This is a genomic window from Okeania sp. SIO3B5 (assembly GCF_010692555.1).
Taxonomy (GTDB): domain Bacteria; phylum Cyanobacteriota; class Cyanobacteriia; order Cyanobacteriales; family Microcoleaceae; genus Okeania.
The window spans coordinates 1-24,911 of the sequence record NZ_JAAHHG010000115.1; the positions used below are offsets into that span (position 1 = coordinate 1).

The 24,911-nt window shown below is 35.1% G+C and carries 16 protein-coding genes; 10 read left to right on the top strand and 6 right to left on the bottom strand.

All coding sequences use genetic code 11. From position 1 onward, the window contains the following. Positions 1–1,036: 1,036 nt before the first annotated feature. A complete protein-coding gene (argS, locus tag F6K54_RS17090) occupies positions 1,037–2,794 on the bottom strand; it encodes an arginine--tRNA ligase (RefSeq protein ID WP_293079570.1) in 1,758 nt (585 codons plus the stop codon). Between the two features lie 729 nt (positions 2,795–3,523). On the opposite strand from argS, the gene F6K54_RS17095 reads away from it, so the two are divergent. The 3 genes from F6K54_RS17095 to F6K54_RS17105 all read left to right on the top strand — a co-directional run bounded on the left by F6K54_RS17095 (position 3,524) and on the right by F6K54_RS17105 (position 5,425). Next, positions 3,524–3,841: a transposase gene (locus F6K54_RS17095; RefSeq protein WP_293079531.1), complete on the top strand. Its 318-nt coding sequence runs from the start codon at positions 3,524–3,526 to the stop codon at positions 3,839–3,841. A 320-nt stretch (positions 3,842–4,161) separates the two neighbouring features. Then, on the top strand, positions 4,162–4,722 hold the full coding sequence (locus F6K54_RS17100) for a transposase (RefSeq protein WP_293079534.1): 561 nt from the start codon (positions 4,162–4,164) through the stop codon (positions 4,720–4,722). Between the two features lie 280 nt (positions 4,723–5,002). Beyond that, on the top strand, positions 5,003–5,425 hold the full coding sequence (locus tag F6K54_RS17105) for a hypothetical protein (RefSeq protein WP_293079537.1): 423 nt from the start codon (positions 5,003–5,005) through the stop codon (positions 5,423–5,425). Between the two features lie 30 nt (positions 5,426–5,455). On the opposite strand, the gene F6K54_RS17110 is transcribed toward F6K54_RS17105, so the two are convergent. Further along, positions 5,456–6,664: a DUF2330 domain-containing protein gene (locus F6K54_RS17110; protein ID WP_293079540.1), complete on the bottom strand. Its 1,209-nt coding sequence runs from the start codon at positions 6,662–6,664 to the stop codon at positions 5,456–5,458. A gap of 1,281 nt (positions 6,665–7,945) precedes the next feature. On the opposite strand from F6K54_RS17110, the gene F6K54_RS17115 reads away from it, so the two are divergent. The 4 genes from F6K54_RS17115 to nusA all read left to right on the top strand — a co-directional run bounded on the left by F6K54_RS17115 (position 7,946) and on the right by nusA (position 14,543). Next, on the top strand, positions 7,946–9,334 hold the full coding sequence (locus tag F6K54_RS17115; protein ID WP_293079543.1) for a malic enzyme-like NAD(P)-binding protein: 1,389 nt from the start codon (positions 7,946–7,948) through the stop codon (positions 9,332–9,334). A gap of 756 nt (positions 9,335–10,090) precedes the next feature. Beyond that, on the top strand, positions 10,091–11,539 hold the full coding sequence (locus F6K54_RS17120; RefSeq protein WP_293079546.1) for a hypothetical protein: 1,449 nt from the start codon (positions 10,091–10,093) through the stop codon (positions 11,537–11,539). A 719-nt stretch (positions 11,540–12,258) separates the two neighbouring features. Then, positions 12,259–12,729, top strand: coding sequence for a ribosome maturation factor RimP (gene rimP / locus F6K54_RS17125; RefSeq protein WP_293079549.1), 471 nt, complete (start codon positions 12,259–12,261; stop codon positions 12,727–12,729). Between the two features lie 455 nt (positions 12,730–13,184). After that, positions 13,185–14,543 carry a transcription termination factor NusA gene (nusA, locus tag F6K54_RS17130; protein WP_293079552.1) on the top strand — a complete coding sequence of 453 codons (1,359 nt, stop codon included), beginning with the start codon at positions 13,185–13,187 and terminating at the stop codon, positions 14,541–14,543. Positions 14,544–14,974: 431 nt separating this feature from the next. On the opposite strand, the gene F6K54_RS17135 is transcribed toward nusA, so the two are convergent. Continuing rightward, positions 14,975–15,130 carry a hypothetical protein gene (locus F6K54_RS17135; protein WP_293079554.1) on the bottom strand — a complete coding sequence of 52 codons (156 nt, stop codon included), beginning with the start codon at positions 15,128–15,130 and terminating at the stop codon, positions 14,975–14,977. 50 nt (positions 15,131–15,180) lie between these two features. Between F6K54_RS17135 and F6K54_RS17140 the strand changes: the two genes are divergently transcribed. The 3 genes from F6K54_RS17140 to F6K54_RS17150 all read left to right on the top strand — a co-directional run bounded on the left by F6K54_RS17140 (position 15,181) and on the right by F6K54_RS17150 (position 20,575). Then, positions 15,181–15,459, top strand: coding sequence for a YlxR family protein (locus tag F6K54_RS17140; RefSeq protein ID WP_293079557.1), 279 nt, complete (start codon positions 15,181–15,183; stop codon positions 15,457–15,459). A 1,162-nt stretch (positions 15,460–16,621) separates the two neighbouring features. Then, complete coding sequence (gene infB / locus F6K54_RS17145) at positions 16,622–19,759, top strand: translation initiation factor IF-2 (protein ID WP_293079560.1); 3,138 nt, start codon at positions 16,622–16,624, stop codon at positions 19,757–19,759. A 585-nt stretch (positions 19,760–20,344) separates the two neighbouring features. Further along, the gene (locus F6K54_RS17150) at positions 20,345–20,575 is read left to right on the top strand and encodes a hypothetical protein (RefSeq protein WP_293079573.1); all 231 of its coding nucleotides are present in this window, start codon (positions 20,345–20,347) and stop codon (positions 20,573–20,575) included. Positions 20,576–21,252: 677 nt separating this feature from the next. Here F6K54_RS17150 and F6K54_RS17155 read toward each other — a convergent pair. The 3 genes from F6K54_RS17155 to F6K54_RS17165 all read right to left on the bottom strand — a co-directional run. After that, positions 21,253–21,549 carry a DUF3493 domain-containing protein gene (locus F6K54_RS17155; RefSeq protein ID WP_293079563.1) on the bottom strand — a complete coding sequence of 99 codons (297 nt, stop codon included), beginning with the start codon at positions 21,547–21,549 and terminating at the stop codon, positions 21,253–21,255. A gap of 820 nt (positions 21,550–22,369) precedes the next feature. Next, positions 22,370–23,596, bottom strand: a complete 1,227-nt coding sequence (locus F6K54_RS17160; RefSeq protein WP_293079566.1) for a DUF445 domain-containing protein — start codon at positions 23,594–23,596, stop codon at positions 22,370–22,372. A gap of 329 nt (positions 23,597–23,925) precedes the next feature. Next, a partial coding sequence (locus tag F6K54_RS17165) for a transposase (protein ID WP_293079568.1) occupies positions 23,926–24,911 on the bottom strand: 986 nt, incomplete at its 5' end.

Consider the following 24,911-nt stretch of genomic DNA (forward strand, 5'->3'; position numbering starts at 1 on the left):
GTAAGCATTCAGCTATTAGCATTTCCGTTTGTCATGCTCCGCAAACAGCTATCAGCTTTTATTTGAGTCAAGCAAAGACTAAGGTTAGCTGACAGAAATATTTCATTTCCTGCGGAATGCGGAAGCAAACATATTTCACTCCTTGACGACTAATTTCTTCTTCCAAGATAATGAGTTAATAATTCATAGCTGATAGCTGAAGTCCGCAGTTCCTCTGAAAGAGGCTAGCTGACGGCTGAATGCTTACATTTAATACTCGCACTCCTGACTTTATTCCCAATTGCAGGTTAAATAAATCGATTCAGTTAACAACGAAATTTTTAACTAAGAAGATGTTAGTCTTACGAACCTAGTTTCAGAATTTTTTGGTAGAGGATACAATCGTATCTACTTAGAATTATAATACACATGATGATCAGAAGTTTCACCTAAATTTGTGAAGTTATGATGAAGTTTCTATTGCTAGGAGTTAATTAGTTAGAAAAAATTGAGTATTGAGGTGAAAATTTAGAGTATTTATACCAATTACCAAAAAAAATGCTATACTTTAGCCTAACTTCAATACTTAAGTAATTAGTAGAATTTTATAGCAATTCCCAAGAAGGGTAGTTATCTGATATCCTCAAATCCTATACACCACTTTTTACTTTTACTTTTTTGAATATCAGCTTACTAAAGCAGAATTGGTATGAGATTTGAAAATTGTTTCAGCTTTTGTGGTGTGTAAGTCCGGATATAATATCTAATTAAACTTATAACAGTTTTCATTAACATAAAACCCACATTCCGCACGTCAATTTGTAATATTAATAGTAGTATAAAAAACCGACATTGCTAGATATTTATACTGTATAACTTATCTTTATTAACCTTTCTCAAGAGTCAAATTTTTGGGAAAATATTGAGCATAAATACTCAATCATAATCGTTATTATTTTCTCCTGAATTCTGAATTCTGAATTCTGAATTCTGAACTCTGAATTCTGACTCCTAATTTTTTACACTACATTTTGAAGTGCGGAATGTAGGATATAAATTACATTCTTTCTAAAACAGAAATTCCGAGCAAAGATAATCCCAACTTTAGAGTTCTAGCTGTCAAGTCACACAATAATAATCTAGAAGTACGCAAAGGTTCTTCTGAAGTTAAAACTGGGCAATTCTCAAAAAATTGATTAAACTTTCCACTCAATTCATATAAGTATTCACAAAGACGATTAGGTAATAATTCAACAGCTACTATATCTAATACTTCACTCAACAGTAATAGATGTTTTCCTAACACCAACTCTTGCTCATCTTTCAAGACAATCTTGCCATCCTCTCTCAACTTTTCAAACTCAATTTCTCCCTTCCGAGCAATTCCTTTGACCCGCACATAAGCATATAACAAATAAGGAGCAGTATTTCCATTCAAAGCCAACATTTTATCGAAACTAAACACATAATTACTATTCCGATTTTGACTCAAATCTGCATACTTAACCGCACTCAAACCAACAACTTCAGATGCTTTTTGAATAAACTCATCACTCTCCGAACGATTCTCCTCTTTCAACCTCTTTTCCAAATCATTCCGCGACCTATTTATAGCCTCATCTAATAAATCTTTTAACCTAACAGTTTCCCCAGAACGAGTCTTTAACTTCTTCCCATCTTCTCCTAATACCAAACCAAAAGAAACATGAACAACATCCACATTTTCTGGAATCCAACCAGCACGTTTTGCCACTTGCCAAACTTGAGCAAAATGATTAGCTTGACCAGCATCCGTAACGTAAATTAATCGCTTTGCACCCTCTTTTTCAATCCGATGACATAAAGCAGCTAAATCAGTAGTTGCATAATTATAACCACCATCAGATTTTTGTACAATTAACGGTAAACGCTCGCCTTCCTTATTAGTAAATCCCTCCAAAAATACACATTGAGCACCATTATTTTCCTCCAATAAACTTAACTTATTTAATTCCTCCACAACCCCAGGCAACATAGAATTATAAAAAGATTCTCCCCGCTCATTTAACTCAATATCAAGTAAGTCATAAATAACTTGAAATTCTCTGCGAGATTGATTACATAAAAGTTGCCAAGCATAACGACTATCTTCCGCACCAGCTTGCAAATTTACTACTTCTTCTCTCGATTTTTCCTTAAAATCTTCATCTTCATCAAACCTTTTTTTTGCCTGTCGATAAAAAGCAACTAAATCTCCTATATCTAAAACATCAGCAGTTTTTAAAGCTTCCGGAAAAGCTTCTCGTAAATAAGTAATTAACATTCCAAACTGAGTACCCCAGTCTCCCACATGATTTAACCTGAGTACATCATGTCCCTGAAATTCTAGAACCCTTGCCAAAGAATCTCCAATAATTGTTGAACGTAAATGTCCAACGTGCATTTCTTTCGCAATATTGGGACTAGAAAAATCAATGACAACTCGCTGTGGATTTTTTGTAGGGGAAATATTGAGTCGTTCATCTTTGATAATCTGTCGTAGATGAACTTCTATATATTCTGGTTTGAGGGTAATATTGATAAATCCTGGCCCAGCAATTTCTGGAGGCTTACATATATCGGTAATATCCAGCTTTTCGATAATTTGAGTAGCGATCGCTCTTGGTTTATTCTTTAATTTCTTAGCTAAAGACATTGCTACATTACATTGATAATCTCCAAATTTGGGATTACTTGCTGGAACTACCATTGGATCTGTATTGGCTAAATCTTGACCAAAAGCAGCAATTATAGCTTTGTCAAATTTACTTTTGAGTTGTTCAAGAGTAGAATTAATCATTATGTTTAAGATTTTAAACTTTTATAGATAATAACTTTTTGGTATGAAAAAAAGCAGTGATATCCCAGGGACTCGTTCTAAATATTTAAGTAGTTAGTAAAATTCATTTATATATTTATAGCAGTTGTAAGGATTCAGCGCTTCAGATTTTGAAAGAAAGAATCAAGCAATGACCAAGGTTAGCTGATCATTCAATCCTCTTCCTTTTAGGAAGAGGTAATTATCAATTATCAATTATCCATTATTGAATAGCAGTTTTCACAAAGGTAGATGATAAAACTTCTCTGCCTTTAAGCCAAAATTTTTGTATTCTATGAAACATGAAAACTGCTATAAGTACTTATGCAAAATTTACTAGACTAGGGTGATTTTCAAAAAAATTTAAATTTAGTATTTTATATATCGATTAAGTGCTAAATTAATTTTGCACAGATACTAACTAACTAACTAACCGAATTTATCTTTACTTTGTAGCTAATATTTCAAATGTAGCATGAGTATAATAAAAGTTATACATAAATATAGTCATATATAGTCAAGTGATGTCAAATATCTCCGTTTACTTGTATAAAAGAGCGCCTTTATATTTGACAAAATTTAATAACTCAAAGGCAATATGTTTAATAGTATAATGAAATTGGCTGGTAATTCCAGACTAAATAAAAATAAAAATTCCTAAATTATCGAATCCTAATATAATTTTAACCCCTTGATTTATGAAATTAGTTGAGAGACATATCCCATACAAAAAATCATCGGTTTTATGATGAAATTGACAGACTATGTTTCTTGTCAAAAAATCTTTATAACTATGCTAACTATTTAGTTCGTCAATCTTTCATATTTGAAAATAATTATCGTCACTATTACGACCTGCAAAAAACACTCTCTACTCAACCAGACTATAAAGCAATACCAGCTAAAGTATCTCAACAAATCTTGATGATTTTAGATAGAAACTGGAAAAGCTTTTTAGCAGCAAACGAAGTTTATAAACAGAACCAATCAAAGTTTAAATCTCGTCCTCGTCTTCGGTGGATATAAAAATAAAGTAAAGGGAAGAAATCTTGTAGTTTATACCACACAAGCCATCAGCAAGAAGGAATTAAAACAAGGAATTATTAATCCCAGTAAAACAGGGATTTATCTAAAAACATTAGTACCTTCTTCACAAATTAAACAAGTTCGTCTCATTCCTAGACTTAATCATTATGTCATTGAGGTTATTTATGAAGCGACACAGAAACAATACGAGCTAGAGAAAAATCGTTGTGCCAGTATTGATATAGGATTAAACAACTTAGCTACATTTTCATGTCGGCGAGAGCCGAAACCTTTAATAAGCGCCGGAATTAAACCCAAGAGTGATAAATGGCAGACCGTTAAAATCTATAAATCAATACTACAACAAAGTTAAGAGTTCCTTACAATCTCAATTCAAAGAAAATCAATCAAGTCTGAGACTGAAAAAACTTTGTAATAAAAGAGAATTTAAAATCAACGATTATCTTCATAAATCATCTCGTTTGATTATTAATACCCTAATTAATCAGAAAATAGGAACACTAATAATAGGACACAATCCAGAGTGGAAGCAGAAGATCAACTTAGGGAAAAGAAGTAATCAAAATTTTGTATCTGTTCCCTATAACAAGTTAATAGAAATGTTATCTTATAAAGCCAAGATGGTAGGAATAGATGTAATTATTACAGAAGAATCTTATACATCCGCATCAAGTTTTATAGATAATGATTTGATTCCAGTGTACAAGGAAGGTGAGAAAAATCAAGTCACCTTTTCAGGAAAAAGAATTAAAAGAGGTTTGTATCGTACTGCAAGCATTGGATTAATCAATGAGTCACGTGAACGGTTCTCTAAACATAATGAAAAAAGCAGCTCCCTTTTGTCTTTGACTATGGGATAGAGGGTGTTGTAGTGCCTCCTCCGGAGGAGCTGCGCTAACACGAGCGTCAGAGTAACACCTGCAAAATAAGGATTAGTCATATTTGACTATATTTTTATGAACTATAGTGTTTTAATACATTGGATGCTAAATGTGAAATGTCTAATTTTATTTGAGATATTGAGATTAGCAATAGTTATCTTATAGTTTTCTGATGTTAATAATAATTATTAAAAAATTATAAGCAGATAAATTTAAGAAATGTTAAGATGATAAATAATAAAACTTGAGGACATTAATTATGTTATCCAAGCCAACTTTTGATGACCATTCTCTAAGTGAATCTTTCTATCAAGCACTAATTAATCTCTTCTATGAATCTTTAAGTCTTTCCACTCAATCCTTATTAGGTGAATGTAGTTTTGGCTTTGCTCCTGACTCTCTTGGGGTAAAGACTTTTTTCATTATCGCTCCTTCTATATCAAATGCAGATCGACTAATTCAAGATATTGACAGCCTCAAAAATCGAGTAATTGCTTTAATGGGAGGAGTAGGAAAACTGGCTATTTGTGTAAATCCATTGAAAGAAACAGAGGGGACTAATTCCCAGAATCAGGAAGAGGAAAAATTTAGAGACTGCGTTGATGAAGCTAGAGAATTTTTACCACAATATATGATGTGTAAAATTTTTCCTATAGATTTATCGAATCAAAATCTAGATTAATTTTTCCATCCAGTTAGATACTTTTAATATCTAAAACTTTTCAAATACTTTTTTGAGTTCAACCTCCGAAATAACTTGACTGGAAGGATTTTTAATTTTAACTTTGTTGTTAAAATAGTCTCTATCTTCATTGTATTCAATTGGTAACAAGATATATCTTCCTTGAGAGAGAGTTTTATCGGGGGTAATTGTAAATTCTAAATCTTGATTATAAGTATTCTTTGTATACTGTAAATGTAATCTGGTGATAAATGCTTGTCTGTGGTTCATACCCAAATCATTCAACTCTTGAGAATTTAACGGCATTGTATTACACGGGTCACAAAAACCTGTATCCCAAGCATATTCTATAACTACAATTTCTTTGTTTGTAGCTTGAATAGTTGAAGTCAACAATTCTCGATAAAATTCTCCAAATTTTGACTCTATGTTTAGTGGTACATCAAAGTTACTAGGAATCACTACATTTTCATAATTACTAACTTCAGCACGACCAGTTTTACTCAAGAAATAAACGATGATATTTTGAGTATCCTCTGAATTAATTTTTCCTAATTGAAAAGGTAACATAATCTGAGGATAATTCTTAACAGTAAACTGAAGAGGTCTTAAATTTTGAAAACCTAGTTTTTCTTGTGCTTCTAAGTTAACCATTACCACAAAAAAGAAAAGTTTCTTATTAATATAAGGTTGCAGATATTTAGCAGCACCTCTAGGAATTTTATACTGATTTTTCCTTAACCAACTTTCCAAGGAATTAGACTCTGTTGCACTTAAAATAACAATATCATATTCTCCCACCGTGAAGCTTTCTATAACTCTTACGTTTTGGCGGGGAAGTCTAGCTCTACTTCCCCCACCTCTAGGACCACCTCCACGATCATGATTAAAAAAATCATATTCAACTAACCTTGGAGCAGTAAAATCATCTAAGCGTTGAAAAAGTTTTGGTGAAATAACTCTTACATCTTGCTTTTTTAGTACAACTGGTACTGGTAAAATTAGCGCAAACTCTTCAGGTTCCCCCTTGTAATCAAAAGCTAAACTGTAAGTTGTTTGATTGTCTTGATGAGCGATCGCCACTTGTGAGCGGTTATTAAACATTTCAGCATCAACTTTTGCCACAAAAAAGCCACAAAAACTTCTAACTTTTTTGACATCTATAGACATAGAAACTAATATTAAGCTTCCTACTATAGATAATTTGATAATTTTTTTTAGCCTGAGTTTTAAAAGCATACCATTCAATAATTAATAATTAATAATTAATTATTAATTATTACCTCTTCTTTTCAAGGAGAGGATTGATTCAAAGGAAAATTTTTTGGGTGCATCTCAATTAAACGATAAGTAATTGTACTCAAGAAATACGAATAAATAGGGTACGTCTCTTATGTGCAAAAATACTTTTTTCCTATATATTCCCTGTTGCCTGTTGACTTTCGGAGCTGTTGCCTAAAAGCGATAAATTTTTGGCTTTATTCACGCATTGAGATGCGCCCAATTTTTTCTTGTTTCTCCTTTAAAGTAGAGGCTTTAAGTTTTAATTATTCGGTAAAGAAATATAGGAATTTTCAAATTAGTAAGATACACAAGTTTCGGATATTAGAGAACAGGGAAAAACGACAAAAATAGAAATTAATATTCAGCTTCCAACTCTAGAGAATTTAGTGATTTTTTTCAGTGTGACTTAGCATAGCAATGTGCGCTGGCATATTTACAAATTACAAGAACTGTCCAATACCTAAAAATCTTATATTATCGGTTTTTTATTCCCCCTGTTGCTTTCCGGAGCTGTTGTCTGCGCACAGCGCTATATCAGTCAAGAAATATTAATTTAGCTTCACTCACTTTTGACATCAAACAGTCATAGTTTCCATCTCAATTTTTTTCTCTTCCAAAAATCAGGAAATATTCCAACTATTTTTTATCTCTCTAAAGATATAAACTAATACTCAGCTTCCAACTCTAGAGAATTTAGTGATTTTTTTCAGTATGACTTATACCATTTCTCCATGAAGTTGCGCTTAATAAAAGATAACATCTATTAGTAAAATTCAGGTCTTGGTAAGAATTATTAAGCGCATTGTTGCAGAAAAATAGTATTAGTAAAATATATCAGCCAAGAAAGATTAATAGGGTGCATCTCATAGCAAGCAAAAATACTTTTTTCCTATATATTCCCTGTTCCCAGATCCGGTGTTCCCTGTTCCCTAAAAGCGATAAATTTTTGGCTTTATTCACCCATTGAGATGCACCCGATTAATATGACTCCAAAGAATTTTTCCACTGAACAGTCATAGTTTCCATCTCAAATTTTTCCTCTCCCCAAAAGTCGGCAAATTTCAAGAGTATTTTTGATAAAATAACACCCGCTAAATCTTTTCAAGTTGCATAATTCCATATCCTAATATTCTTCATAAAGAAAATCCTGACTAAACCCAAGAAATGCTAAATCACACTTAACATTAACTACGATAATACTAAAATCTAGAACTCAAAACCTAGAAAAAACCCAACATGGTACAACTAACACCTAATCCTTCATTTAGTCTAACAATTCGCCTCGAAACTCCTAACCGCACCGGGATGTTGGCCAACGTCACCCAAGCCATCGCATCAGAAGGGGGAAATATAGGCCACATTGACATACTAGAGCAAAGTCGCCGAATTACACTCAGAGAAATTACAGTCGATGCTTATAGTACCGAACACGCCGAGAAAATTGTCCAAGCGATTAAAGCATTAACAGAAATCAAAGTAGTTGATGTCTACGACCGCACCTTCAATTTACATCGTGGTGGTAAAATAACAGTCCAAGGTAAAATACCATTAAAGTCTCAATCTGACCTATCAATGGCCTATACCCCAGGAGTAGGCAGAATATCCAAAGCAATTGCAGAAGACCCCGAACAAATCTATAAACTCACTATTAAACAAAATACAGTTGCCATTGTTACAGATGGTAGTGCAGTTTTAGGATTAGGTAATCTAGGTCCAGGAGGAGCTTTACCAGTAATGGAAGGTAAGGCAATGCTATTTAAAGAATTTGCTGGAGTAGATGCTTTTCCAGTCTGTCTCGCTACTCAAGACACTGATGCTATTGTCGAAACAGTTAAAAATATTGCTCCTGTATTTGGAGGAGTAAACTTAGAAGATATTGCTGCCCCTCGTTGTTTTGAAATAGAAGCCAAACTACGCCAAATATTAGACATTCCAGTATTTCACGATGACCAACACGGTACTGCAATAGTTAGTTTAGCTGCGTTGATTAATGCTTTAAAGTTGGTCAAAAAATCTATAGAAGATATTCGTATTGTGATTAATGGAGCTGGTGCTGCAGGAATAGCGGTCGCTCGTTTGTTACGCAAAGCAGGGACCAATAAAATTTGGTTATGTGACTCTAAAGGTATAGTATCAAAAGGCCGTACAGGTTTAAACCCAGAAAAACAAGAATTTGCTGTTGAGTCTTCAGGTACTCTAGCAGATGCTTTGGTAGATGCTGATGTCTTTTTAGGTGTGAGTGTTCCAGGGGTTGTTACCCCAGAAATGGTGCGCTCTATGGCCAAAGACCCTATAGTATTTGCTATGGCTAATCCTATTCCAGAAATACAGCCAGAGTTAGTTACAGGAGATGTAGCAGTTATGGCCACAGGTCGCAGTGATTACCCAAATCAAATTAATAATGTTTTGGCATTTCCCGGCATATTTCGGGGTGCCTTAGATTGTCGGGCCACTACTCTCACATCTACAATGTATTTAGAAGCTGCTAGAGCGATCGCCTCATTAGTCAAAGCTTCAGACCTAGACAAAGAACATATTATTCCTTCGGTCTTTGATACTAGGGTTGCTACTGCTGTTGCCAGTGCAGTGGCCCACGCAGCTCGCCAAGAAGGAGTCACCATTTAGGGTTTGCTGAAAAAAGCAGAGTGTGGGAAGGGTGGGAAGTGTGGGGAGGGTGGGGAAAAAGAGAAAGTAGAATTTTCCCTACCGCGTCAGTCGTCTCCTTAATTCATTTAACCCACATTCCGCACTTCAATTTGTAACATGAACATTAGTATAAAATCCGTAGCTTGCTTAAGTATTTATACGGTATAACCTACATTCCGCACGACAAAATGTAGCAACTGAAGAAGGAGTCAGGAGACAGGAGACAGGAGACAGAATTTTAGAAGAAAATCATAGCTGCCGTGATTGAGTAATCATGTATAGCAAGTACTTATCTTAATATTTAACTGAATCCTTGACTCCTATTGACCACTATAATTTACTTCTTATCTTACTTTGAACTTTTGACTTTTGACTTATTAATTTCTACTACCTTTTCAACCCACAAATTGAAGCACAAGAACGACTAGCTTGCTTTCATTAATGGATAATTTATAATTGATAATTACCTCTGGTTAAAATCTTTCTTGATTGAATATAAGGAAATATTATTTCTTCTCTTGGTCTCATGGATATGGTTAGGAAACCCATCCATCCCATCCTACGGAATGCTCCGCAAACGACCACTTTTTTCCCCTTAAAAGGGGAGGCTTTAAACCAGAATTATTTAATTATTAATTAGTTAATTATTCGGTAAACGTAATGAAGCTGATGGTTGATAGCTGACCGCTGAATCCTTACAAAAATATAGAATATAAAAAAACAAGTAAATCATCAATGGCAACTACAAAATATATCCGCCGGAAAACTCGCAAAGTTCCAATATTTGAAAGAATAATGGCAATTTTAGCCCTAGTCAATTTTATTCTAGTGCTATTTAACATGACCTATATTACCTTTCGTGATTTTTATTTTGAAAAAGTCCCAGTACTCACAAAAAAATATGACTCTATTAAAGGAATTAAACCTAACAGAGATACAGAAAACTACTTAACCCACTTTCAAGATTTGAAAAATAACATTTCTCAAGGTGCTGATTCTTTAATAGTACAAGAAGAATTGGCAAAATTACGAGAACTTAGTATAGAAATGATCGATCAAAATCCTTTTGAAGCTGCCAACAAAAGCGGTTCTTTAGAAAAAATAAAAAATCGAATAAGGGATAGAATTCCTAATCCAGAAGATTCTGCAAAAGAATCATTTCAAACCTTCTGGAGTCAAGAATACTTAACAGAAAATGAATTGATTGAAGAACTAAAATGGTTTGAAACAGAAATTAAACCAATAATTGCTAAAAATTATTATCGTGGCATCGGTGAAAGTGGAGGACTAGCTGATTATTTTGGCATAATTGACTTACCATTCATCATCATATTTGGTATTGAATTTCTAGCCAGAACATTTTTAATTAGTCGCCGTTATCCTAGCGTCAACTGGCCAGAAGCAACCCTATGGCGTTGGTATGATATTTTTTTACTATTACCATTTCTACAGATTTTACGAATAATTCCTGTAACAATTCGCCTCAATGATGCTCAAATTATAGACCTAGAAACAATCAGGGCACAAGCTAGCCGAGGTTTTCTTGCTTCTATTGCTCAAGAATTAACAGAAGTAGTAATAATGCAAGTAATTAATCAGGTACAAAAAGATGTCAAAACAGGAGAATTAGCAAAGCAAATATTTTCCTCTCAAGAAAAAACTTATATCGATCTAAATAACATTAATGAAATTGAAGCGATCGCTACAAGATTAGTACAAGTAACTGTTTGCAAAGTCATACCTCAATTACAACCAGATATAGAAGCTCTAATCCGTTACAATGTAGAGAAAATAGTTGAAGAATCACCAGCTTTTCAGAGATTTCAGCAAATACCAGGAGTAGAAAACTTAGCAAATCAACTATCAGAAAGATTAGTCCAAGAATTATCCAATCTTGCTACTGAAGGACCCCAAAATGCTTATGAAATAATTAAAGTAGCAATGGCAGATCCAGTAGGAACAAAATTATCTAACCAGCTAGTTCAAAACTTCGGTAAAGCACTAAGTACAGAATTACAACAAGAGAACACATTAGAAGAACTTCAATCCTTAGTATCAGCCTTTCTCGAAGAAGTAAAAATTAATTATGTGATGCGAATGAGTGACGAAGATGTCGAAAAAATTTTAGAACAAACCAGACAATTACAGCTTAAAGCTAATCAAACTCAAAATAATATAGGCTAAAAAGTTAATTACAATCGGAGAAAAAATAAACTTGCTTCTCAAAAAAAAATATGATAAGCTGATTATTTTATAGTTTAATAGAGCTAATTTTAGCTAGAGCGTCGATTCATCTCACACCAAATTTTCAATTATGGTGTGAGATGAATCGACGGTAAATTAATGGGACATCGAGTACCATTAATTTACAAATTTTATGTAATGATAGACTCAAGCTGGTTTGAGTTAACAACCGCCAGTGACCAACCATGAAAGTCAAATAAGATATGGGGTTATATCCCATAAATCCTAGCAATTCGTTGGGAATGTAAAATCTGATGGCGGCGCTGCGGTGAGCAGCTTTTTTATGTGCAAAAAGGGCGGCGGGGCATCCCGTCCTTAAAGCACGCGCTTGTCCGATGCAATGGCAGGACTGCGAAACGAGAAGCCCACACTATACCGAATGGTTAGTGTGGGAGTATGTCACTAGGGAAAACCTATCCCAATTCTCAACTTGTAAGTCGCGCGTTGTCACCTAAGTGCAACGCCGGGATGAAAGCCAGAATATGCTATACTGACCAACACAGGGGGAGGACATCACCTCTGTATAAACGGCAACTCCTTGTGCGAGTTGAAGAATCCCGCGTTGTCGCAGTTGCGTAATATGGGGAGTATGTCAAGTTAATGTTAACAATTGTTAAGTGGGAGTGGGTAAAGCCCACTTTTTTTGTTGCGTTAGTCCTATGAGTCATCCATTAATACCACAAATTATTAAATTTGCTACCCCTATTGCCAAGTCCCTAGGATTGGAATTAGTAGGAGCAGTATTTCATACAAATCAGCATCCTCCAGTGCTGCGTTTGGACATTCGGAACCTTCATCAAGACACAGGTTTAGATGATTGTGAACGGATGAGCCATGCCATAGAAGAATCACTAGATGCAGCAAATATTATTTCTGAACCATATCTACTAGAAATATCCAGTCCTGGTATTTCTAAATTTTTGGATAATGACCGAGATTTTATTGCCTTTAAAGGGTTTAACGTAATTGTTAATACCTCCGAACCCTATAAAGGTAAAAATCAGTGGACAGGACAACTGGTTGGTCGCGATCTAACAGCAATTTACATTAACCAAAAAGGACGACAATTGACGATTCCACGCTCTCTAACTATGACTGTTGAATTACAAGAAGGAAATTCAAGAATTTAGAGTTTAGAATTTAGAATTTAGAATTACCTCTCCTTTAAAACGGATAGGATTGACTAATCATGAAAATTTTTATTTATTATCTCCTTAAAAGGGGGAGACTTTAAACCACAATATTTCGGTAATTAAATGACACTAGAACATATCAAATCACAAACTATTAATTAAGGTCTTAAATTGATTTTTTGATTGCTCGTCAGGCTTAAATATCAACAACCAAAATAAACAACTAAAAGGAATTTTAAATTCCCATAGTTTCATAACTGAATATCAAGTCAAAGATAACACTCTATACTTGTCCCTCTTTACTTGTTGTTTCAAATCTCAAAGTTTAAGCTCTCGAAAAAACAAAAAATACTTCACTTGAATACCTAAATTATTAATCTCCTAATCTCACAAGGATGAAAAAAAACTCGCTTCAAAGTACAAAAACTAAGAAAAATAGAGGATAAAAAATTATGTCAATGGTTAATTTGCCTGGACTTAAAGATATGATCGAAGGTATTAGTAAAGAGCGCAATTTACCAAAACAAGCAGTTCAAGCTGCTTTACGCGAAGCTCTACTAAAAGGATATGAACGCTACCGACGCACTCAACGTCTAGATGGAATTCATTTCACAGATGATTACTTTGAAAACTTTGAAGTAGAGTTGGATGTAGAAGAAGAAGGGTTTCGAGTCTTGGCCACTAAAACCATTGTTGAAGAAGTAACCAATCCAGATCATCAAATAGCTCTGCAAGAAGTTATAAAGGTAGCTCAAGAGGCCCAGTTAAATGATGCCGTATTCTTAGATGTCACACCAGAACAAAATGAATTTGGTCGTATGGCTGCTATCCAGACCAAACAAGTATTAGCTCAAAAACTACGGGACCAGCAGCGCAAGATGATTCAAGAAGAATTTCAAGATTTAGAAGGCGAAGTTCTTCAAGCAAAAGTCCTCAGATTTGAAAGACAATCAATTATCTTATCTGCAAGTAGTGGTTTTGGTAGGCCAGAAGTAGAAGCTGAACTACCTAAGCGAGAACAATTACCCAACGATAACTACCGTGCTAATGCCACATTCAAAGTTTATCTCAAGCGAGTATGTGAAGGCTCAACTCGTGGACCTCAGTTACTTGTATCCAGGGCTGATGCTGGTTTAGTAGTTTACTTATTTGCCAACGAAGTCCCAGAAATTGAAGATGAGATAGTGAGAATTGTAGCAGTGGCCAGAGAAGCAAATCCGCCATCCCGATATGTTGGCCCTCGGACTAAAATTGCAGTTGATACTCTAGAAAGAGATGTAGATCCTGTTGGAGCCTGCATTGGTGCTAGGGGATCGAGAATTCAGGTAGTTGTGAATGAACTGAGGGGAGAAAAAATAGATGTGATTCGCTGGTCTCCAGATCCTGCAACTTATATTGCCAATTCCCTTAGTCCAGCTAGAGTAGACGAAGTTCGTTTAATAGATCCAGAGGAAAGGAGAGCACATATTTTGGTATCTGAGGATCAACTTAGTTTGGCTATAGGTAAGGAAGGACAAAATGTACGTCTGGCCGCTCGCCTCACTGGCTGGAAAATTGATATTAAGGACACTGATAAATATGATCGTGCTGAAGAAGATAGCAAAATTGCAATTGAAGTTTCTCATCGGCAAGCGTTAGCTGAACAAGAAGAAGCTGAACAAGCATTAGCTGAACAAGCATTAGCTGAACAAGCATTAGCTGAACAAGAAGAAAACGATACTGAGGAATTAGAGTTAGAGAATACAGATTTTGAAGATTCAGATAATTATTCTGAAGTTGATGAAACTGAATATCCTGTGGAATTAACATAAATATTAGAGATTATCATTTCAGAGATAGAGTTAATTATTTACAATCAAAGTCATATTAGAGCTTTTAAGCACAATGTCATTTCAGTTAGCCTCTGGAGAAATTTTCCTATGGTCGTGCTGCGCAAACGTTAATAGTTAAAATTATTTCTTGCAGTATGGTTCTATACTTTATGAGTTTTGGTCTTATCTAAATACTGTAGAGGAAACCTTATGACCACTTTTTATTCCCTTTAAAGGAGAGTATTTTGACCTAATCTTTTACTAATTTTTAAGTAGGGCTTGCGCTCAAAAGTCTTATGGTGATAATAGGCAACAGGGAACAGCTCCGAAAGGCAACAGTTTAGACTATCTGCTACGGCCAAATTTTCGGCATTGCCAGGGGAAAAGTATTAGCATTTTGAGGCTAAAACAGCCAAAAACCTTGCACCCCCTCAGCAATATTTAACCCTGGAAGCCTTTACAGGTTTTGAGATAGTTATATCTATCTTTTTTCCCTTTTTTTCAATATTTACCCCTTCTTCCTTTTTCCCTCTTTCTTCTTTCTTACGGACGTTGCATGCAACGTCCCTACCATTTGTAACAAACATTTATCAAATGGGTATAATTGAGTAAAATTTTAATCAAACAAAAAGTTAAAATGAAGCCAAATTACCGTCGGTGTGTTAGTTGTAAAAAACTTGCTCCTAAAGAAGATTTTTTGCGAGTTGTTCGTCTTAAAAAATCTTCTACCATTAGATTAGATCAAGGAGAAGGACGTTCAGCTTACATTTGTCCACAAACAGAATGTTTTCAAATTGCTCGTAAAAAAAATAAATTAGGCCGTTCACTTAAAGCTTATGTATCACCAGAAATATATCAAGAATTATGGCAAAGATTGAAAAATTCTTCATCCAAAAACACAAAAGATGATGGCTGAAAATAATTCAACAAACCGTTGTAAAGTACAATAAAATAATATTTACATTATTTACAAATAAACTCTAAATTACTAGATAAATCGAATACCACAATTAATTTTTTCTATCTTCTCTAGCAGTTAAATATCTATAATTAGGGTTTGCTGAAAAAGTCTTTTTTAAGGAGTGGGGAACCCACCCCTAACCCCTCCCAGGAGGGGAGGAGGGGAAAAGGGGAGTAGGGGAGAATTTTTTTGCCCTACTATGCGCTAAAAATGCGCTCCAAGCATGAGCATGAAGAGCTGAAAACCATGTACTTTTTCAATACCTAAAAAGGCTAAAACCTTTATCTGGTAATTATTTGAGATTTAATCAGCAAGCCCTAATTAACATTAGGGAAGCATTCGGCAGGAAATGCTTACAAAATTATAAATCCTGCTAGAATAGATATTCTGAGGACAATCAATGTCTTAAGACACTTAAACCCACATTCCGCACGACAAAATGTAGCATAAAAATCTAAGTCAAAAGTCAAAAGTCAAAAGTCATGCATTAAGAAGAAAATTATAGTGGTCAATAAGAGTCAACGATTCAATAAGTATTTATGCTTAATATTTAACTAAGAATTTGACTCTTGATCGAGATAAATGAAGATAATTTGTATAGTATAAATACTTAAACAGCCTCACAATTTTATACTAATTTTCATGTTACAAATTGAAGTGCGGAATGTAGGCTTAAATCATGATTGAATTCAATATATCTATTAAAATATCTATTAAAGTAAAACCCTTGACTGAAGTCCCATAAAGATTATATGTATAAAAAATAACAAACTTAAACTGGAGGAATAAATACAATTGCCTGAAACTTACACTTAATATGTATAATTTTCAACCTATACCAAAAGATCGAGTCTAGTTAATAAATGGAGCAACTATACTTTCAGGTAACTACTCTGAAATATTCATTTATCCAATCTAAATAACCATGGGTTTTAACTAAAATATAAACTTAATCGAGACATTAGCTAAACAGTTCATAAACTCAAAACAGTAAAAATAAAAAAAAAGCATTCTAAGTAGCTAAACTGAGCCTAAAGCTAGTATGATTGTAGTGTAGTCTTTAAATAAACATTATGACAATGTAAAACTATAGACTTGTAAAGAGAGGGTAGAGTGGATGAACAACGGAAAAGTAAGAATTTACGAATTATCAAAGGAATTGAATTTGGATAACAAAGATATATTAGCAGTTTGTGAACAACTTAACATATCTGTGAAGAGTCACAGTAGTACTATTACAGAAGCAGAAGCAGAACTAATCCGCAAAAAAGCAGAAAGCTTACCCCACTCTCCCAGTAGGTCTTCTGTTCCAGAAAAAAGCAACTCTCAAAATCAAGAGTCAACTTCTAATCATAACGAGGGTAAAAAACAGCAGATATTAGAAATACGCAAACCAAAACCAAAATCATTAGAAGAAAGATCTAAATCTAAACTAAAAAATCAAAACCAAACCCAGAATAATAAAGTTCAATTAGTGGCAACTCCTCCAAAACCTCCAGCACCAGAAACATTAGACCGGCAAACTAAGTCCATCGGTAAGCCAAGGCCAAACCTGCCCCTCAAACTAGAGGGAGATAAAGGTCAATCTGTATCAGAAGTAGATAAAAAATCTACAGATACAGCTTTGAACGCATCATTAAAAAATACAGTCGAAACGGAAGTCCCGCAGTTAGTAGCACCACCTGTTAGACCAGCACCTCCTAGCACAAATCGCAATCTACAAAGTAGCCCCACAACAAAGCCTAATCAAAAAAATAGGAAAACAAAGCAGGAAGCAAAGAAAAGAAAAGATAGAGAAGAAAAACCTTCTCAAAAGCCTGCAATTGTTAATAAAAAAGAAAACAAAGATACTTCTCCAACAAAAAGTATCAAACCAGTTGTTCCAGGTCATGAAACTTCAACTTCCAGTCAGTCAAAGCAAAAACGAGATAGACCTACAGTTAAAGCAAAGCCAGTTCAAGAACTACAAAAACCTCAGCTAGCACCAAAACCAAAACTAAAAACACCATTTGATTCTTCTGTAAAAGAGACAGATATTGATTTAGATATAACAGAACAAAAAGAACCAGAAGAAAAAATAGTAGAAGAATTAGATTATAATGAGCTAGAAAAACCAAGACGAAAAATAATATCTCCAACTAAGCCTTCATCATCGAAATTAAAGAAAGGTCCAAATTGGGAAGAAGAAGAAGAAGATCCAAACGAAATTGCTCAGAAAAATACTAAAGCTGGTGCAAAAGCTAAACGTCTTCGTCCAAAACCACTCCTAGAAGAAGATGAAGAAGATTTAGAAGAAATTTTAAGCAAGCCAGAACCAGTAACAATGAGCTTATCTTTAGCTCGCCCACCAAAACCAAATAGTAGTTCTGGTAAAACTAAATCCAATTCTGGTAATAGCACTCCCAGCATCAAGAAGAAACCTAGTGCATCACAGCAATCTGTCAAGTCTGAAATTGCCGAACAAAATAAATCTGTTGAAGCTCAACCTGTAGAAAAGCTAGTAATTAACTCAAGCATGACAGTTCAAGAATTAGCAAAAGCTTTGGCAGTGCCAGAAACAGAGATTATTAAAAGACTATTTATCAAAGGCATTGCAGTCAACATTACAGAAAGCTTAGATATTGCCACCATAGAAATGGTTGCAGAAGAAGAAGGAATTCCTGTAGAAGCCCAAGAAGAACAATCAGCAGCTAAGAAAACTACTGAGATGCTGGAAGATGCCGACCTAGAGAAGCTTCAACGTCGTCCCCCAGTAGTAACAATTATGGGCCATGTCGATCATGGCAAAACCAGTCTTCTAGACTCAATCCGTGCAACTAAAGTAGCAGCAGGGGAAGCAGGTGGTATTACTCAACATATTGGAGCCTATCATGTAGATGTTGAACATGAAGGTCAGATGCAACAAGTAGTATTCTTAGATACTCCTGGTCACGAAGCTTTCACTGCAATGCGAGCAAGGGGAACAAGAGTTACAGATGTCGCAGTGCTAGTTGTGGCAGCAGATGATGGTGTACAACCACAAACTATAGAAGCTATCAGCCATGCGAAAGCTGCGGGAGTACCACTGATTGTAGCAATTAACAAGGTCGATAAAGAAGAAGCCAACCCAGATCGTGTTAAGCAAGAATTGATGGAACATGGCTTAGTTCCTGAAGAATGGGGTGGTGACGCTATTATGGTTCCAGTTAGTGCGCTCCAGAAACAGAATCTGGATAGTTTACTAGAAATGATTCTGTTAGTGTCGGAGGTAGAAGATTTACAAGCTAATCCAGAACGTTTGGCTAAAGGTACGATAATTGAAGCTCACTTAGATAAAGCGAGAGGACCAGTAGCTAGTTTATTAGTACAAAATGGGACTTTGAAAGTAGGAGATATTGTAGTTGCTGGTTCTGTCTACGGAAAAGTGCGGGCAATGATTGACGACCGAGGCCACCGGGTAGAAAAAGCAAGTCCATCTTTTGCAGTAGAAGTTCTTGGTCTTAGAGACGTGCCTCAAGCTGGTGATGAGTTTGATGTGTTTGAAAATGAAAAAGATGCTTCATCAATTGCTACAGATAGAGCAGATGCTCAAAGAGAATCTCGTATTATGCGTAGAACAACTCTTGGCGCTGTTTCAGCTCGTGCCCAAGCAGGAGAACTCAAAGAACTAAACTTGATACTAAAGGCAGATGTTCAAGGTTCTGTTGAGGCTATTGTTGCAGCTCTGCGACAACTACCTCAAAATGAAGTGCAGTTGAGGCTATTATTCTCTGGAGCTGGAGAGGTGACAGAAACAGATATTGACTTAGCAGCGGCTAGTGAAGCTGTGATTATTGGCTTTAATACAACGATGGCATCAGGAGCACGTCAAGCAGCGGATGCTGCAGGAGTGGATGTACGGGAATACAACGTCATATACAAACTCTTGGACGATATTCAAGGAGCAATGGAAGGTCTATTAGATCCTGAGCTAGTAGAGGAACCGTTAGGTGAAGTAGAAGTGCGTGCTGTCTTTAATATTAATCGTGGCGCTGTTGCAGGTTGTTATGTACTTTCTGGCAAAGTTATCCGTAACTGTAAGGTAAGAGTACGTCGTAAAGGAGAAGTTATTCACCAAGGTATACTGGACTCGCTAAGGCGTATTAAGGATGATGTAAAAGAAGTCAACGCAGGTTATGAATGTGGCATTAGTTTAGACAACTTTAGTTCCTGGGCTGAAGGTGATATAGTTGAAGGCTATCAAATGGTAACTAAGCGTCGGAAACTGTCCGTGTAAAATATTGTTGCTTGCTAAAGCGGAAGGAAGTTCTATATTTAATATCATGTCCGGATAATAGCGTGATAAAAAAACTTTATCCCTTCTCATCTTTTCTTCCCTTCTGCCTTTAGCATAGCAGCATAGCTGCCTTCCTTCCTCCAAAGTATACATTTTGTCCACAGTTGTCGATAAATGTCGAGGAAAATGCTGTCTAAAACTTAACAACTTCCAATCATCAGGCAAAAGTAATATTTCCTGAATGCAGCAACTCAAATTTTTAGCGGCTTAGTTGTATAAAGGCACATTAATTAAATTGTATATAGGGAATTTGTATGCAATATTCCTATGTCTGAGGAAAAGCAATTTTTATTACAGTTTTTTTTAATGAGATATGATATACCTAGCAAATAATTTGAGAAATAGGTAGGTATTAAAACTGTTTATCTTAAAATATTTGAATCAATTCAAAGATGATATCTAAAAGTCAAGATTTGATGACATATGTAGTCTTGTACTAATACCTAGTTTGTGAATAGTGAGCTATCTTTAAAGAAGTAGAAGCTAAAAATCTCAGCAACTTTATCACTAACTTAGGTAAGTATTATGAATAAATTTAATGTCACCTCTTGGAATAATAACTCAGCCAAAGTAATTACAAAAAATGAATCAGAATCTAGAATGTGGGATAGTTTGAAGCAGGCAATCGCTGTAAGTTCAGGTTTTCAGAGATGGCAATTAGAGCGTAAGATTAATGAAGGTCAGCAGACAAATCTATCCTTGGATCGGCAAGTTAGTATTTATTTACGGGAAACTCTAGAAACACTAGCTTATTAACAACAGTAGTCTATATTACAAATCTTCTTGTTCGTTTTTTTTCGTTTTTTACCGAAAAGCGACGTTGAAAGCCCCCGTGTTTTAACCTATCCATTATAAGCAAAATTCTTTACAAAAGTGTATAATGCCTATTATCAAAAGCTTACGAGCATTTTGTTGGTTTTATTGATTTGACAAATTGACTAACTTGTGTACTCCTAAAAGCTGTTTTTTGTCGTTGCGATCGCAACGACACTAGGAGCTTTCAGGCTCTAGTACATCAAATGATATTTTTGTCAAGTTTTATGTTAAGAAAGATGTTTATAAAGCATAGGTGTTTTAACCGGGGGATGAAAACAGTAGTTTTTGACTTGATGAAAGATAAGGTTTCATTCCTTGTTTCTTTCTCCTTCTGCTGTACCATAATTCTGAGAACAACTCAAATGACAAAACGCCTAGTTCTATATATATTTAGAACTAGGCGTTTTGCTTTTAAAAAAGGTTTTTTATATTTAGGGCCTTTATATTAGCTGACCCCACTTAGATATTTAAGGTCTTTATTTTTAGCTGACCTCAATTTATATTCATTCACTATTTGACAATAACTTTACAGGGATCGACGATTTCGTAATATTTTCTTTATTTTTTTGTATTTTTATGGCCAAATATATATCCATATTACAAAATTTAAACTTTTATTACTTAGACGAAGAGGATCGATTACTGGCCTGTTGCTCCCAACGAAATAGGACAATCATCAGGACTACAATTCCGACTTGTAAAGCAAAATTAGGGAAAGCAGAAGCAATATTTTGGCCGGCAATAATTTTTGCCAAAAAAATAAAAGCTCCGATGAAACCAGAAGCTCCGAAAGCTACATATATAAATAGCCGTAGTCCTCGATAAGGTTTATCCAGTTCACCTTTGAGGCGAGCATATTTTTCTGGGCTAAGTTTAGTTTGAGAGGATTTATTATTTGAGTTTGGAGTTGACATAGTATTTTAGATATAGCAATGAGCACTCAGGTATTTACAATGTCCAGTTCAAAGTGCAGTCTAGAAAAGGTGTACAAAAGATAATGTGTAAATATGCCAGCGCACATTGCTATACAAACTTGAAGAAGTTAGTAGGTCGGTATTAAAAATTATAGTTATGATCGGGCAGCAGGCGAAAGAGAAGCAGTTTTTGGGCGTTGGATATTTGCGGGATTAAAGATAAAGGGGTGTGGAGAGTGTGAAGGGCGTTACATAGAGTGCCCATTGGAATTATTGTCCATAAATTATTAACTAGGGTTTGCTGATTAATTATCGCGCGTATTGACTGATATTGGTTTGAGGCAATTTATGTCTGGAAAAAGTATGAGCTTTTCAGCAAGTATAGGTTAAAAAAGTGAGGATTTTCACGCCCTGCACGCAGCCGAAAAATCACTCTGACTATTATTTTGGCTACTGACTCTGTCATTCCAATTTATTCTACATCCTAACTAGGGCTTGCTTATTAAAGCTAAACGTCTTTACTGATATTGGTTTTAGCCTTTTTGGGTCTGAAATACCTTGGTTTTCAGCTGTTCATGCTCAAAAATTTACCATTTTAGGCGCATAGTTGGGCAAAAAAAAATTACTTTCCTGCTCCCCTACTCCCCTACTCCCTTTTTCCCCTCCACCGGAGGGGTTAGGGGTGGGTCCCTACTCCTTAAAAAAGACTTTTTCAGCAAGCCCTAACTACTCCCTACTCCCTACTCCCTACAAAGAGCAAAAAGACTTTTTCAGCAAACCCTAATTATTAATTATTAATTATTAATTATTAATTGTTGAATTACCTTTGTAGCAATAACAATATTGTCTGAAGTAAACCAACCACAATACCTAAAATACCTCCCAAATTAACAATAGCTTGCAACTCATTTTTGACAATTACATTGACTGCTACTTCTAATTCTTCAGGAGAAGTACCTTTAACACGATCAATAATTACTTGGTCAATATTTAAAATTGGAATTGCTTGAGCTACGATATTTTCTAAATCCCTTTCTAAATAACGTTCTAAAACCAAAGCTAATTCTTGACTCACTAACTCAAGAGAACTATTCATTATTGATGAAGCTTGTAAACGATTAATAATTAAATCGGCAATATGCTCCCAATCTATAGATAAACTTAAACCTTGAATTAAATCAGCACCACGCTCTCGCAAATATAAACGTACACTATCGCCCATAGTACTTCTTAACTGGCGTACTGTAGAAACAGGTAAATTTTGCATCGAAAGATTTTGTAACCATTCCTGAATTCTTTCTCTCACACCTAATGCTCTGATTAATTCTTTTAAGCGTTGATTCGTTAATTCTCTCTCATCTAAACAAAAAGTTCTTAATCTAATTAAAGTATTACGCAGCCCAAACAAATTAGCTACTACCCAATAAGTACCACTAGCCTTTTCGCGAAATCCTTCATCAATAATTGAAATATTTTGATCTGTTAGAAAATCAATTAAGGTCTGTCTTAATACATCTGGTGGTAGTACAACTTTAAGCAACCAATCTGATAGTTGAATTGCCTGCATTTCTGTTAGCTGAAACTCCAGTAATACTTGGTCAAAAATTTGGTTGAGTTGAGCTTCCAAAAAGTCTTCTCTTTTCGCCCAAACTTTGAGCAATCTTGGCAAGGATTGACCTAATAAATCCCGTAAAATATTTGCTAGAATTTTAGCAGTTTTTTTACTTGTATCGATTTTAAATTGTTCTAAAGACATTTGTAGCAGCCAGAGAATAGCTGCCTCCATTCGCTCCGTTTGTAACAAACGACGTGCTAAATTCTGCAACTCTGAAGGAGTTAACAAAGAACCCATTATCGTATCAGCAACTCGCTTTGCTAAACGTTCTTGGTTAGAAGGAATTAAGCCAGGAGTAAAGGGTAGCTTTCGCCTAAAAGCATAGTAAGGACGATAAGGGCGAAATAGCATCTTAATAGCTATATCATTAGTGAAATAGCCAATAATTCCACCTGCAATTGGTGGTACAAAATAAAGCCAGATATTAGACAACTTTAATTATTTCAGACTATCTACTTTCAAAAAAACTAATATAGCAATTCCCATACTGGTGAAGTACAAAATTTTAGGCTTGAGGGAACAGGGAACAGGGAATAGGGAACAGGGAACAGGGAATAAAAAGATAAGAAAGATAACTGTATCTCATGACCTTGGGAAATGCTATAACAATTATAAAATTATGAGACAGTGTTTTTGACTACTCCCCGCAGCTATTGCCGAGGGGATTCTAAGTTGATACTACGCAACAGGATAAATCCATGTTGCTTCGTTTTTTCTTAGCTGACCAAAGATATACTCTTTGGGGACAAGTCAAAGTACCCCTACACAGTCGGCTTAAGTAGGGGCGATTCGCGAATCGCCCCTACTGCTTTGCGGCTTACTTTTGTGATTATATTTGCAGCACCGTTACAGTCTGCATTAATTAACCAATTATTACTACTTCTATACAAACCACGCTTTATTATTTTTCCTGATGGTTTCCAATCATTGGGTTTTTCACCATAATTAGGTAGATCGTCACCATCTAAAAACGTAGGGGCGAATGGCCATTCGCCCCTACAAGTATAACTTTCTTCTGTTTCTATCAATATTATTCCATACTCTTCACACAACTGAGCTATTCTTTCTTTGAGTCTAGCTGTGGGAATTGGTACAAATTCTGAATTACTTTTTTTTCCTAATTCTATTTGATTTTTCTGACCTTTATTCCAACCAAATACAATTTTACCAATAGAATTTTTTAAACAATGATTAATGACTATTCTGGCTGCTTTATTAATACCATCACGAATTTGGCGGTTGCGCTTTTCTGTAATGGCAGCTAGTTTATTTGACCAAAATCCATTCGGTTGATTTTCTTTAATAGTTGATATCTGTTTGTTGTACCAACGATTCATTGATTTGAGATGTTTCCCATCTACAATTAAGCTTGTACCTACGTTAGATACACAGGTCAACCAATTATTTAAACCATGGTCTATCCCTAATACATTGTCTTGATTTAATTGAGGTTTAACTACTACTTCTTTTTCATAGACAAATTCTTGGGTAAAGCATCTATTTCTCGGTAATATTCTCAGTTCTTTAAGAGAAGCAAAATTGAGATTACTCGGCATAGGAATATAAAAGCAATCTAGACCAAACCAGCGCTTACAAGTATTGCCTAGTGGCACTCTAATTTGATTACCTTTAAGTTTTAATGCTTGAGCCGGGTAACTAACTGTAGCCATTCCTCCTTTTTTTCTGTATTTAGGAATCCTTGGTCTTTCTGAGATTTTTCCTGAACTATAGGCAATAATAAGACCAT

Bases quoted from the DNA above. Each gene is read 5' to 3' on its own strand.
- F6K54_RS17135 (WP_293079554.1), bottom strand. From the start codon at position 15,130: ATGTTTGTTACAAATGGTAGGGACGTTGCATGCAACGTCCGTAAGAAA.
- F6K54_RS17140 (WP_293079557.1), top strand. From the start codon at position 15,181: ATGAAGCCAAATTACCGTCGGTGTGTTAGTTGTAAAAAACTTGCTCCT.
- F6K54_RS17110 (WP_293079540.1), bottom strand. From the start codon at position 6,664: ATGCTTTTAAAACTCAGGCTAAAAAAAATTATCAAATTATCTATAGTA.
- F6K54_RS17150 (WP_293079573.1), top strand. From the start codon at position 20,345: ATGAATAAATTTAATGTCACCTCTTGGAATAATAACTCAGCCAAAGTA.
- F6K54_RS17105 (WP_293079537.1), top strand. From the start codon at position 5,003: ATGTTATCCAAGCCAACTTTTGATGACCATTCTCTAAGTGAATCTTTC.
- nusA (WP_293079552.1), top strand. From the start codon at position 13,185: ATGTCAATGGTTAATTTGCCTGGACTTAAAGATATGATCGAAGGTATT.
- F6K54_RS17115 (WP_293079543.1), top strand. From the start codon at position 7,946: ATGGTACAACTAACACCTAATCCTTCATTTAGTCTAACAATTCGCCTC.
- rimP (WP_293079549.1), top strand. From the start codon at position 12,259: ATGAGTCATCCATTAATACCACAAATTATTAAATTTGCTACCCCTATT.
- infB (WP_293079560.1), top strand. From the start codon at position 16,622: ATGAACAACGGAAAAGTAAGAATTTACGAATTATCAAAGGAATTGAAT.
- F6K54_RS17155 (WP_293079563.1), bottom strand. From the start codon at position 21,549: ATGTCAACTCCAAACTCAAATAATAAATCCTCTCAAACTAAACTTAGC.
- F6K54_RS17120 (WP_293079546.1), top strand. From the start codon at position 10,091: ATGGCAACTACAAAATATATCCGCCGGAAAACTCGCAAAGTTCCAATA.